The sequence below is a fragment of the Okeania sp. SIO3I5 genome, from assembly GCF_010672085.1.
In the GTDB taxonomy this organism is placed as follows: Bacteria; Cyanobacteriota; Cyanobacteriia; order Cyanobacteriales; family Microcoleaceae; genus Trichodesmium.
In genome coordinates, this window is sequence record NZ_JAAHHT010000251.1 from 1 (window position 1) to 13,416 (window position 13,416).

The 13,416-nt window shown below is 37.1% G+C and carries 8 protein-coding genes; 7 read left to right on the forward strand and 1 reads right to left on the reverse strand.

All coding sequences use genetic code 11. From position 1 onward, the window contains the following. Positions 1–359: 359 nt before the first annotated feature. The 7 genes from F6K40_RS33500 to F6K40_RS33530 all read left to right on the forward strand — a co-directional run bounded on the left by F6K40_RS33500 (position 360) and on the right by F6K40_RS33530 (position 10,821). Positions 360–3,371, forward strand: a complete 3,012-nt coding sequence (locus tag F6K40_RS33500) for an ABC transporter substrate-binding protein (RefSeq protein WP_293142449.1) — start codon at positions 360–362, stop codon at positions 3,369–3,371. A 121-nt stretch (positions 3,372–3,492) separates the two neighbouring features. Further along, positions 3,493–3,726: a DUF6887 family protein gene (locus F6K40_RS33505; protein WP_375340613.1), complete on the forward strand. Its 234-nt coding sequence runs from the start codon at positions 3,493–3,495 to the stop codon at positions 3,724–3,726. A 314-nt stretch (positions 3,727–4,040) separates the two neighbouring features. Next, positions 4,041–4,268 (forward strand): DUF6888 family protein, encoded by a 228-nt coding sequence (locus F6K40_RS33510; RefSeq protein ID WP_293142453.1) that lies wholly within the window; start codon positions 4,041–4,043, stop codon positions 4,266–4,268. Continuing rightward, the gene (locus F6K40_RS33515) at positions 4,265–4,501 is read left to right on the forward strand and encodes a DUF6887 family protein (RefSeq protein WP_293142455.1); all 237 of its coding nucleotides are present in this window, start codon (positions 4,265–4,267) and stop codon (positions 4,499–4,501) included. Before F6K40_RS33510 ends, F6K40_RS33515 begins: the two co-directional genes overlap by 4 nt. 1,133 nt (positions 4,502–5,634) lie before the next feature. After that, the gene (locus F6K40_RS33520) at positions 5,635–6,207 is read left to right on the forward strand and encodes a rhomboid family intramembrane serine protease (protein ID WP_293142457.1); all 573 of its coding nucleotides are present in this window, start codon (positions 5,635–5,637) and stop codon (positions 6,205–6,207) included. A gap of 533 nt (positions 6,208–6,740) precedes the next feature. Then, complete coding sequence (locus tag F6K40_RS33525) at positions 6,741–9,920, forward strand: serine/threonine-protein kinase (protein WP_293142459.1); 3,180 nt, start codon at positions 6,741–6,743, stop codon at positions 9,918–9,920. Positions 9,921–10,383: 463 nt separating this feature from the next. Next, positions 10,384–10,821 carry a DUF4079 domain-containing protein gene (locus tag F6K40_RS33530; RefSeq protein WP_293142461.1) on the forward strand — a complete coding sequence of 146 codons (438 nt, stop codon included), beginning with the start codon at positions 10,384–10,386 and terminating at the stop codon, positions 10,819–10,821. A gap of 960 nt (positions 10,822–11,781) precedes the next feature. Here the strand turns inward: F6K40_RS33530 and F6K40_RS33535 are convergent. After that, positions 11,782–13,032: a PQQ-dependent sugar dehydrogenase gene (locus F6K40_RS33535; RefSeq protein WP_365673692.1), complete on the reverse strand. Its 1,251-nt coding sequence runs from the start codon at positions 13,030–13,032 to the stop codon at positions 11,782–11,784. Positions 13,033–13,416: the final 384 nt, after the last annotated feature.

Below are 13,416 nucleotides of genomic sequence, written 5' to 3' on the forward strand. Positions count from 1 at the left end.
TCCCTGTTTCCTATTCCCTATTCCCTGTTCCCAGTTAAGTGTTCCCTGTTCCCTAAAACCAAGGAATTTTGTACCTCACGCTTCTTGGGAATTGCTATAATTAATAATTAATAATTACCTCTCCTTGAAAAGAATAGGGTTGAGTAATTATGAAAATTTTTATTTATTATCTCCTTAAAAGGGGAAGCTTTAAACCAAAATTTTTCGGTAAGATTTTATTGTAGGGGTTTGGTCTCCAAACCCAAGTTTCAAGGGATTTGGAAACCAAACCCCTACAGTTTTTGACCGCTAATGATTTCTTAATAATAGCGACTGCTATAATAGTAAAAATATAATTGCGACTAAAACTAATAATTAATATGACATCTCCAAGAAGAAATAGGCGAAATCCTTATATTATTGGTCGCTCTATTGATGAACCAGAATTGTTTTTTGGCCGAGACAGTTTGTTTCGCTTTATTGAAGACAATTTGAATAATAATCAACGAGTTATTCTGCTGCATGGTCAAAGACGTATAGGTAAATCCTCTGTATTACAGCAAATCCCTCAAAAGGTAAATTTGGATAATAATAAGTTTGTTGTTATTCTGTTAGATTTTCAAGCTCAAGGCCAATGGTCTCTCAATCAAATTATTCATCATCTTGCTCAAGAAATTTGTGAGCAACTGGAAATAGATATAAATACAATTGATTTAACTTTAATTCAAGATTTAGAACAAGATGCAAATAAATTCAGAGCATTATTACATCCGATATTCCAGATATTGGGTAATAGAAATTTAGTATTATTGTTGGATGAGTTTGATGTGTTAGACAGCAACAATGATGACTCAGGATTTGAAGATTTCTTTAAATACTTAAGACTAATGGTGTCTCAGGAGAAGCAACTTTTTATTATTCCTGTTGTGGGAAGGCGACTAAGTGATATGCCAAAACTTCTGGAATTGTTTAGGGATGCTCCTCACCTGAGAATAGGACTACTAGATGAGTTCAGTATCCAAAGGTTGATTACAAGACCTACTACAGGATCTCTGCGATACACTAACAAAGCAATAGAGAAAATTTTCAGGCTTTCAGCAGGACATCCCTACTTTACACAAGCTATATGCTATGCCCTGTTTGCACAAGCACGGGAACAGGAAAAAGATCAGATTATGGAAAGTGATGTAGGCAAAGTTATAGAGGATGCTATCGAGTTGAGTGAAGCAGGGTTAATTTGGTTTCGGGAGGGATTATTGATTTCAGAAAGAGTTGTATTCTCAGCAGCAGCAGAAGCTCAACAGAGAGCTAGGCAAAAAAATCAGTCACTCCCAGAAAACCCTTTAAAGCTGCTAGAAAGCTTTGGAGTTAAAATAGAGCAACTACGGCAGGCACAACAAACTTTAATTGACAATGAATTTTTAGATGCAGATGGTCATAGAGTTACAGTTGAGTTTGTTCGTCGTTGGTTAATCAAATATTATCCACTACAGTCAGAGATATGGGAACTAGAAAAACTTGATGATGAAGCTAGTTATTACTACGAAAGAGCTAATATATGGCAGAACCGGGGGAATCCAGATGATGAGTTGTATCACTATCATAAGGCTTTAGAACTTAATCCTAACCATTTTAGTGCTTTATTCCGTTTGGCTGAAGCATATCGAAAAAGTCAAAAATATCAGGAAGCATCCAAACTGTATGAGCGAGCTTACAGAATTAATCCACAACGTGCGAAAAAAGGTTATATAGAATCATTACTTGGTCATGGTAATAATTTTTTCCAAAATAATCGTTCATTTAAGGGAAATTTAAGCTCAGTCAAAAATATCTATCAAAAAGTATTAAAAATTGATCCTAATAATACAGAAGCTCAAGATAAACTTGAATACCTTAAAGCTAAGGAAAAACCGATAAAGATTCCAACTCCTTTTGTAATTTCAGCAGCAGCTTTGGCAGTCCCTCTAATGATTGGAATAGGAATATTTTTGGAATCAAAAATTAATATACTTATACCAGAGCCAACATTATCATCTGAAGAGAAGAAAAAAAGGTTTAGTAGTGGTGAAAAGACAGTATTTGATGAGAGCAAAAACGAAGATTATAAGAGGAAGATTTCAACTTGTAATCAGGAATTCCAACAGAAGAATTATGACAAAGCAGCTAATTGTTTTGAAAAATTTACATATAAAAAACTTAGAGTTGAAAAACTGGCAGACGATTATCGCAATGAACCAGAACCTTTGATTTACTATAACAATTCTCTGGCTCGTAGCTATGGTAATCCTCTAACAATAGCTGTAGCTGTACCAGCAGATAAGAATAGTAAAAGAGCTAAATCAGTTTTGCGAGGTGTTGCTCAGGCACAAAATGAATATAACGAAACTGAGTTACAAAATAATTCTCCTTCACCAAACACAAATATTAGATTACTCGAAGTTGTAATTGCCAATGATAGCAACGATAAAACAATATCTCCTAAAGTAGCGCGAGAAATAGTTAAAAACAAAGATATATTAGGTGTAATAGGGCATAATGATAGCAGTGTTAGTAAAGCTGCATTAGAAGTATATGAACAAAAAGGTTTAGCTATGATTACTTCCAGTAGCACAAGTACGGAATTGAAAGGAGACGTTTTCTTTAGAACGATTGTTGACAACTCGGTATTCAGTAAAAAGCTAGCTGAGTATCTTCAAAATTCAGATCTAGAAATAGAAAAAGTTATGGTTTTTTATAACGAGCAGAATTCATTTAGTCGAAATATAAAGGAGCACTTTGATTACTATTTTCCCCTTTTAAACCCTGGCAAGCAGGTTAAATTTGAAGATTTAAGGGAACCTTTTGACGCGAAAGAAGCAGTTAAAAAGGCTGTAGATAATGGGTTTCAAGCAGCTATGCTATTCCCAAATATAGGAACAATTGACCTGGCAATTAAGATTGCCCAAGCTAATTACGAATTGCCAGAAGGGCAAAGATTAAGATTGTTTGATCCTAGTACGCTATATAATTGCGATACCTTAAACAAAGGCAAGGAAGCAGTTAAAGGTTTGATTTTGGCGATGCCGTGGCATAAAGAATTAGAGAATGTACAAAAATTTTTAGCTAAAGCAGAAAAGCAGTGGGGGGGGGCGGTTGACTGGCGTGCTGCTACCAGTTATGATGCAGCAAAGGCTTTTATTTATGCTTTATCTAATTCTGGCGAGAATCCTACTAGAGCTAAAGTTTTGGAAGAACTTAAAGAAGTCAAGGTGCCACCTGAAGAAACGTCTTCTGAACAAGAACTTAGCTTTAATCCAGACGGTGAAATTATTCGTGAAACAATTCTTGTTAAAGTTGTTGAATCTCCAGGTTCATCTTGCTCTGATTTAGATTTTAGTTTAGTAAAGGAGTAGGATTATTTCAGTTATCAGTTATCACTTGTTTAATTTTTAGCATTAAACTCTCAATTACCTGATCCAAATTATGATTCTTCCCAGTGGAGAATGGTATTTTTTATGAACGGGCCAGAGGCCCATTCCACATTTTGCAGAAATGACTAAAGCTGAGTTAAAAGCTTACGTTTTACAACACCGAGACGATATCAAAGCAATTCGATCGCTATTTCGTATTCCTCCAGGAGTGGAACTTAAACGATATCCTCCTGTTTGTACAGAAGATGGTGTACCCATTCCAGAAAATATCCGTATTATGGAACAGGCAATTCAGGAAAGAGTGGCGCTAGATAATGGTGAGAGCGATCGCTATTAACGAAGTCAGAAGTTAGAAGTCAGAAGTCAGAAGTTAACCCAAAAATGACAGTTGAAATCACACTCAATTTAGCAGAAAGCATTGTCGAATCAGCTCAACGTTTTGGAAATGCAACGAGAGTGAGATGTTTCTGGGTTTTGATTCATGCTTGATTACTATTGTTATCTACAAATGTAATTTCTAAGCTAGACAGGACTTACGCAGAACCAGCATATCTAGTAAGGGCGAATGCCATTCGCCCCTACTGATGGTGTATAATTTCGTTTGTTGCGTAAGTCCTGCTAGAATAAAATTTGTTGAGCTAGTATTGGGTTTTGTGGCACAACCTAGCTAGAATTAATTCAATGTTGAGTGAGGATAAACCAATTAACCCAACCAATAAACAAGCTCAAGCGTGCCTGAGAGTTTGTCAAATGTTGTCTAATAGTTACAAAGATATTCACCTATTTCGTTTTGATGAAAGATTAGGAAATATCTTTATTCTGGCAGGTGACAATATCCAAATTATGATTCCTCCCAGTGGAGAATGGTATTTTTTATGAAGCCTAATTTTGAAGAAATGACTAAAGCTGAATTAAAAGCTTACGTTTTACAACACCGAGACGATATCGAAGCAATTCGATCGCTATTTCGTATACCACCAGGAGTCGAAGTTAAACGATATCCTCCTGTTTGTACTGAAGAAGGTGTACCCATTCCAGAAAATATCCGTATTATGGAACAGGCAATTCAGGAGAGAGTCGCGCAAGATAATGGTGAGAGCGATCGCTATTAACGAAGTCAGAAGTTAGAAGTCATAATTTACAGCGTTTCCCGTTGCTATGAGGTACAGTTTTAGATCCCCCCTAACCCCCCTTGATAAGGGGGGAACCGCTATCCATTATCCATTATCCATTATTGAAAGCGTTTCCCGTTGCTATGAGGTACAGTTTTAGATCCCCCCTAACCCCCCTTGATAAGGGGGGAACCGCTATCCATTATCCATTATCCATTATTGAAAGCGTTTCCCGTTGCTATGAGGTACAGTTTTAGATCCCCCCTAACCCCCCTTGATAAGGGGGGAACCGCTTAAGAAGGGGAGGAGTCAACAAAAAGTCCCCCTTTTTAAGGGGGATTTAGGGGGATCGTAAATGTACCTCGTAACTTCGGAAACTGCTGTAACTCAAAAATGACAGTTGAAATCACACTCAATTTACCAGGTAGCAGTGCAAAAAGGTTTGAGAATTCTACTGGAGTGTTATGAGAAACCGGGTTTGTCAGAGTGTAGATGTTAGTATAGTGGGGCATTTCAAACAAACCCGGTTTCTAGGCTTTTTTATACCGATACTACTAAAAAGTATTAATTTTTGAAAAATATTTCTAGTTCCACTATGGCATCAAAATTTGCTAGTGGTAAACAAGTAATGATTTTTCGGTAGTTCCTGAGAAGCTGTTTGTAAACTTATAAAAACCTCTCTCCAAACCTCTCTCCTGCGAGGAGAGAGGCTTTGAAACCCCCCTTCCCTATCCCCCCCTTTGAAAGGGGGGCAGGGGGGATTTTCCCCCTTTCAAAGGGGGGCAGGGGGGATTTTCCCCCTTTCAAAGGGGGGCAGGGGGGATTTTCCCCCTTTCAAAGGGGGGCAGGGGGGATTTTCCCCCTTTCAAAGGGGGGCAGGGGGGATTTTTGTGGGCAGGGGGGTTAGGTTTGCGCGGATTACAGCCACAGTAGGGACGTTCCATGGAACGTCCCTACGGGGTTTTGCTTGTGACGATGTGGTTCATCAATCTGAAAAGCGCTGTAATCGGTTCTATCCAATACTTCTCAAACAGTCCCTAAAGGCAGAGTCTGATGGCTAATAGCTGACAGCTAATAGCTGAATGTTTATATAATAGTTTAAAATCGTAGGGAGCAACTATAACTTAAAACCAATGAACAAATTATTAGAAAAACTGAATACCCAGGTAACAATTTTGGGAAGTATTATCGCTATTCTTTGGATTGTTCAAATTATTAATGCCGAACTTTTAGCAGGAAAACTGAATTATTACGGAATTCATCCTCAAAGTTCTGTGGGAATTAGTGGTATTTTTTTTGCTCCATTTTTGCATGGTAGTTATGCTCACTTAACAGCTAATATTGTGCCACTAATTACTCTCGGTTGGCTAATCATGTTACGGGGATTTGGTGATTTTTTATTTGTGAGTATTGTTACTATAATTGTTAGTGGTTTAGGTATTTGGTGTTTTGGTTCACCAGATTCTATTCATATCGGTGCTAGTGGATTAATTTTTGGTTATTTCGGTTTTTTGTTACTGCGAAGTTTATTTGACTTTAGCATTTTATCAGTTCTATTTGCCTTAACTGCTGGTTTTCTCTATAGTGGTTTAATTTGGGGTATTTTACCTTCCGATCCTGGTGTATCTTGGGAGGCACACTTATTTGGTTTTCTCGGTGGGATATTTGCAGCTCAACTTGTCGGGAAACGCAAAAGAAATAGTTAGAATAGTTTGGTTGGATCGAAAAAAATGAATTATTGTTTGATTTACTAATAGTTGAACTGGAAATTACAGCCTATTCCATGTAAGTGTGGTATCCCAACTATAGTAGATCGTTCAATAATTAATAATTAACAATTAACAATTAATAATTACCTTTTCTATAATAGAAGGATTGGTTAAAAAGAATTTTTTTGTTCTCTTAGTCGATTGTATATTGCTTTTTCGGCTAATATCTGACATAAAATGACTGCTTTTTCTTCTTGAAAGGAGAGGCTTTATATCTTAATTTTTTTGTAAAACAAAAATAAAAGCTTAATTCAAGACTTTAAACACTTGGCGAGGCTTTAAACGCAATTTTTCGGTAAATTATCGATCTGAAGCAATAATTAATGACTTATTTGAACGCAGACTACTCTAAACCTCTGTTCCCAGTTGTCAAGTTAAGGCAATTTGTAAAAATATAATCATTTCTGCTACAAAATAATTGGAATATGGGTTTAAACTTGAGAGAGTAGTTTCTACTTTCAAATTGAAAGATGATGGAGCAAGTTCAGACTCTTAGAAAAACATATACTGTTATCCAAGACTTAAAAAAAGGACCATTTGGTAAAACTTATCTAGCTGAAAATCAGCAGGCAGTTAATAAGTCTCTGTGTATAGTCAAACAATTTCAACCTAGTACCTCCGACCCTTCTATTTTAGAAGCAGCACGATGTCGCTTTGAAAAAGAAGTGACAAGTTTAAAACAGTTGGGCAACCATGAACAAATTCCCCAAATTTTGGATCATTTTGAGGAAGACCAAAAGTTTTATTTAGTCTATGAATTTATTGAGGGCCATGATTTAGGGATGGAAATTACTGATGGTAAACAAGTTTCTCAAAGTCAACTAATTATGTTGCTTTACGATACCTTAGAAGCATTAGAATACATCCATCGCCAGGATGTAATTCATCGCGATATTAAACCCTCCAATTTAATCAGACGTAAATCAGACAATAAAATAGTAATTACTGACTTTGGAGCAATTAAAGAAATTGAAACTTTGGTGTTATCTTCAGAGGGAGAAGTACAAGCTTCTGTGTTGGGTACACCAGGTTATATGTCAGTGGAACATTTGGGAGGAAAACCCAAAATAAATAGCGATATTTACGCTTTGGGAATAACAGCTATTCAAGCTTTAACAGGTGTTGCCCCCATAGATTTGCTACGTCATAGCAAAACTAATGAGATTTTATGGCGAGAACTAGCAGCAGTAGAGGATGAGTTGGCGGATATTTTGGATAAGATGGTTTGCAATCAATATGAAGAACGTTACCAGTCTGCTACAGAAGTTCTGAATGATTTAGAGGAACTCTATAAAAATATACAAACTTCACAAAGAATAGGAACTATTCTTAATAAGCACTACAAAATTATTCGACTGTTGGGAGAAGGAGATTATGGTCAAACTTATTTAGTTCAAGATCAACAAAAACTTGATAATTCTCTATGTGTAATTAAGCAGATTAAGCCTAAGTCAAAAAATCCTTTACTATTACAGGAAGTAAAAAAATTATTTGAGGAAGAAGCACAAATTATCTACAACCAAGGAGTACATGACCAAATTCCAGCAATCTTAGATGAATTTCAGGAAAATCAAGAGTTTTATTTGGTTCAAGAATATGTTGAAGGCAATAGCTTAAATTATGAAATAGATCGAGGTAAATTTACCGAATCTGAAGCTAAAAAATTGTTAGAAGATGTACTGCAAATTCTGACATTTGTTCATCGCCAGGTACTCCATTTAGATATTAAACCTTCTAATTTAATTAGGCGTTCTGATGGGAAAATTATCTTAATTGATTTTGGCTCGCTTAAACAACTTTCTTCTGTGAATTTAAATGAGCAAAAGCAATTGATAATTACTCGTTTTGTGGGTACTCATGGTTATATGCCCAAGGAACAATATACAAGGAATCCTAATCCTAGTAATGATTTATATGCTTTGGGCATGACAGTTGTTCATGCTTTAACAGGTTTATTTCCAGCGGAAATAGGTCGAGATCCAAAAACTGGGGATTTGGGATGGCGGCATTATACTGAGGTAAGTAATGAGTTTGCTGTTATTATTAATAGGATGGTAAATCCCTATTTTCGCGCTCGTTATCAAAGTGCAGATCAAGTTCTGAATGACCTCTGGAATATTGGTAGTCAAACTGAATTTTTGATAGAGCCGGAAAGTCCTATTTCTGTGGAACCAGAAATTTATAATTCGACAGAAATAGCGACAGAAAACTCTGCCAATTTAGAACCGGATATTAATGTTCAAAATCAAGAGTTTACTGAAACAAATAATGAGAATATTTATCCAGAAAATTCGGCTGCTAATTTTACTCCGTCACCCTCTATTAATTATGATGCCAAGACATCTGTTAGGAAGAAACGTTCCTTTCGTTTGTTACCGTTTTCTTTGATTTCTTTTGGAGTGATGGTTATAGTTGGTGGGATAGTTTTTTGGTCTGAAATTAAATTTATTTACCTACTTAATAAATGTAATAAGTGGATTGAAGTAGAGCAACCGGAAATAGCAGAAAGTTTCTGTGCAGAAGCTATAAAAATCAAACCAAATGACTCGAATGTTTTAAAAAATAATGGGGATGTATTGTTGGAGTTGCAGCGCTATCAAGCAGCTTTAGTTGCCTACACCAAAGCAATAGAAAATAAGCAAGATTTTGATTTAGCTTGGAATGGTAGAGGTTTAGCTTTAAATAAATTAGAGCGTTATCAACAATCTTTAGAAGCTTATCAAAAAGCCATTGAGATATCTGCAAATAATTTCAAAGCTTGGAATGGTAAAGGAATAGCATTGATTAGTATAGGCCAGTTTGAAGAAGCATTAAAAGCTATTAATCAAGCGATTGCTATCGATCCGATCAGACCTCAATCTTGGGAGAATAAAGGTATAGCTTTGGAGTATTTAAAACGCGATCTTGATGCCAGAAAAGCTTTTGAAGAAGCACTCGCTTTACTCGAACGACAAATTAGAGATAACCCAGAAGATTTAGCAGCAATGGTTGATCGAGGCCAAGTATTGAGTAAACTACAGCGTCATCAAAAAGCATTAGCTTCTTATGAACAAGCTTTAGAATTAAACCCAGATTTTTATCGTGCTTCTATGGGAAAGGGTAATACTTTATTTTTCTTACAACGCTTTGAGGAAGCTCTAGATGCTTATAAAAAAGCGACTGCAAGTAGGCCAAAGTACCACATTGCTTGGCATAATCAAGGTAGTTTTCTTGCTGATGGTTTACAACGATATGAGGAGGCGGTTGCTTCTTACCAAAAAGCGATAGATATCGATCCTAGTTTTGCACCAGCTTGGCGGGATCAAGGTTTTGCTTTAATGCGGTTGGGAAGGAGTCAAGAAGCTATAGCTGCTTTTGATGAAGCGATTAAACTTAATGCTGATGATTTTCAATCTTGGGGTAGTCGTGGTATTGCTTTGACTAAGTTAAAGCGTTATGATGAAGCAGTAACTTCTCTGGATCAAGCGATCGCTATTAATTCTCAAGATCCGATCGCTTGGTCTAATTTAGGTTGGGCGTTAGAAAAAATGGAGAAATATGAGGAAGCGATCGCGGCTTTAGACAAAGCAATTGAAATTAAACCAGACTTTGCATCTGCTATTAAAGCGCGTAAAAAACTCAAGGAAAAGTTGAATAATTCTTGGTATTAAAGGATATTGATTTGTTGTAGATGTTATCTCATGTTTACTTAATTAGTGATTGACAAACTTTCCCCACCTATATTAAGTATTTAACTAGGAAATGTATTAATTAGATCGTTTTTGCTCTGCTCCTGAATTATTCCTAATTATCCTAATTATTTATAATTGTTTAACCAAAAATAATATTAGTTTGTATAATTAATTAAATTTATTTCGCAAAAATAAATTAGGACTTACGCATGAACGCTATTGGTAGGGTGTGTTTCCGCTAAGAGCGGACATGAAAAGCGCGCTTAGTAACGCACCAGTCAGACAAGAGCGATCGCGAAGCAGTCCGTAGCACTATCGCCTGATAATATAAAGTTATCGCAGTTTTCCGTGAGATGGAACACATAGCAAAAACTACAAAAATTGTATAGACTTGCCAATGAAAACTGCTTTAAAGTCCAAATATAATCAAAACTAATTATATATGAATTTACCTTCTTTTTTGTGGCTGTGGAAAATAGCAGCTTGGTCTATGGGTCTTTCCCTTTTTGCTTACTCATTATTAGCAGTGACTGGCGGTTGGATGTTTTTTGCCCGCCATAACAAACAAAAACGGCCTCAATGGTTGCGACCTTTTCATTATATTATTGGGGGAACAATGGTACTTTTAGTAATTTTGTTACTGGCAATTGGTTTAGTGGGAACTATTGGTTATTATGGTGACTTAGGGCATTCTGTTCATTTACCTGCTGGTTTAACTGTTGTGACATTGGTGTTAGTTTCCGCCTGGAGTGCGACTCAAATTAATTCCAAACAACTTTGGGCGCGATCGCTTCATATCACGACTAATATTATTCTGTTATTTAGTTTTGCGACAGTATCTTTGACAGGTTGGAGCGTCGTGCAAAAATATTTACCCTAGATGGGGAGTAGGGGAGTAGGGGAGATTAAATATTTAAGTCAGGACTTACGCAAAATATGAAAACATACACCATATGTAGGGGCGAATGGCATTCGCCCTCCTAGGAATAGCGTGTTATCTAAAAATTTGCGTAAGTCTTGTAAGTTATACTAAGCATGCAACCTAATTGAAGCCATTCCCATGCGACTCCTGACTCCTGATCTCAAATCCGGTTAATTGCACATAGTATAATACAGTGCTTTTCAGATTGATGACCTCACGTCATAATGAAAAGAGGGGTTAACAGCCGTTAACCCCTACTATATATGGTGGTTTTGCGTAATACCAAGCGTGAAAAAAGAATGTTACAAATAATAAGGGCGATAAAAAAACTTGCTGATTGAGATGTTTTTTTGACGAATTCAATAAGTTATGAACTAAGAATGGCGTTTAAGCTATTCCTATTTGACTCCCAACTCATTACTCCTAACTCCTAACTCATTACTCCTAACTCATTACTCCTTCCTTACTCCTTACTGCTTACTCCTTAAAAAAACGAGATATTTGTAGCAAACATTGGCTTTGTTGTATGAAAACATCAGAACTTACGCAAATTCTTAGACAATACGCTATCTGTAGAGGGCTTTCTTCCATTCGCCTCTACTAGATATAGTGTCTTTGCGTAAGTCGTGAACATATAGCTACCGCACAAGATCCAAGCATATGTACTTCATACTTCTACAACTATTGTCCAATAAATAAATTTGACAAAAAAGGCTGAAACTTATACCTGCAAAGGCTTTTAGTCATTCATTTATTGGCCAACAAATGAATAAAGCATCAATCTATAGAAATAGGGTGATATAGCTGCCACTAGGTTCACCTTTCATGTCGGGGAGAACCGAAAAGCGGAACGGATGTTCTATGGCTATTACAACAAAGCCGCAAACATTTATCAAATTGGTATAAGTCCTGTTGATTTTAATTTGTAGGTTCAATGCTTATCAGTTGACCATTTTGCTCATCTGTCAAAACGTACAGTCTTCCATCAGGACTTTGACGTACATCGCGCACTCTCCTACCGATAGGAATAGATTCTTCTCTTACAACATTGCCGTTTGCATCCAAATCAATACGACGAACATCGCGAGAGACTAAACCTCCTGCAAACAAATCTCCCTCCCATACTTGAAAGCGTTTACCAGAGTAGAATGCTAATCCTGAAGGAGCGATCGCCGGAGTCCAAACTACTTTTGGATCTATCATTCCTGGTAGCGATCGCTTGTCAGAAATCTCTCCTCCAGTATATTCTTTACTGTGGGTAACTAATGGCCAGCCATAGTTTTTTCCTGCTTCCACAAGATTTAGTTCGTCACCACCTCTGGAACCATGTTCGGTAGACCACAATCTATTAGTAGCTGAGTCTAAGGTTATTCCTTGAATGTTGCGATGTCCGTAACTCCATATCGCTGGATCAGTATTATCAGATGCAGCAAAGGGGTTGTCTTGTGGTATTGAACCATCATCGTTTAAACGAACAACTTTGCCCAAATGGGAATTAAGATTCTGAGCTTGTTTGCGAATCAAGTCCCCATCAAGTTGATTTGGTGGATTACCACCATCTCCAATTGCTACTAACATGGTATTATCTGGTAGCCAAACGATGCGCGAACCAAAATGTTGACCCCGTGCTTTTGTTTGAGAAACTTGAAAAATAACCTCCCAGTTTTTTAAACTTGACCCGTCAAATGTTGCTCTAGCAACTCTGGTACGGTTAGCTTGGTTGGTACCATGAGAGTAGGTAAAATAAACCCAGCGATTTTGTTGAAAGTTTGGATGCAGCGAAACATCCATTAAACCTCCTTGACTAACCGCGAAAACTTCTGGCACTCCGGCGATGGGATTGAGGTCTAAAGTTCCATTACGAACAATTCGCAATCTCCCCGGACGCTCGGTAATTAACATTGCCCCATCTGGAAGCCATGCCATACTCCAAGGTCGTTCTAAACCTTCTAATAGGGTTGTTGTTTTAAAATTTTTAGCAACAGCAACATTACTGTCCGATAGTAGGGGATTATTAGATCGTGAGATATTGGTATTCTCTGGAGTAGATGATTGAAAAGTGCTTTGTGCTGAAGAGGAATTATTTGTAGAAGAACAACCTACAAGAGCATATAGAATAGTTGCACTTAATGTTCCTGTTATTAAACGAGTGATGTTAGGTTTCATCATTGGGATTTGACATACTCCCAACGTTGCCCTTCTATTCCCCCCTTTCAAAGGGGGGTTAGGGGGGATGGACAACGCAGGATTCTTCAGTCTGGGAAACCCTGACCGCTGTTTAGACAGAGGTGATGTCCTCCCCCTGTGCTGACATTGATAATAACAAAATGCTCCTAGCTTGTCAAGGGCATATGAACGTTTAGCTTATGAAGGTATCCGAATCCTGGCCCAGGCTTTCATCCCGACGCTCCCCCTCCCCCCTTTCCAAGCTATGCTTTATAAACATCTTTCTTAACATAAAACTTGACAAAATAGACAAGTTATGTTTAAGTCTTGAATCGGCTTTTTCAGGAGGAAAGAGTATTTTTCAATACACTTTTTTATGAATGTAGA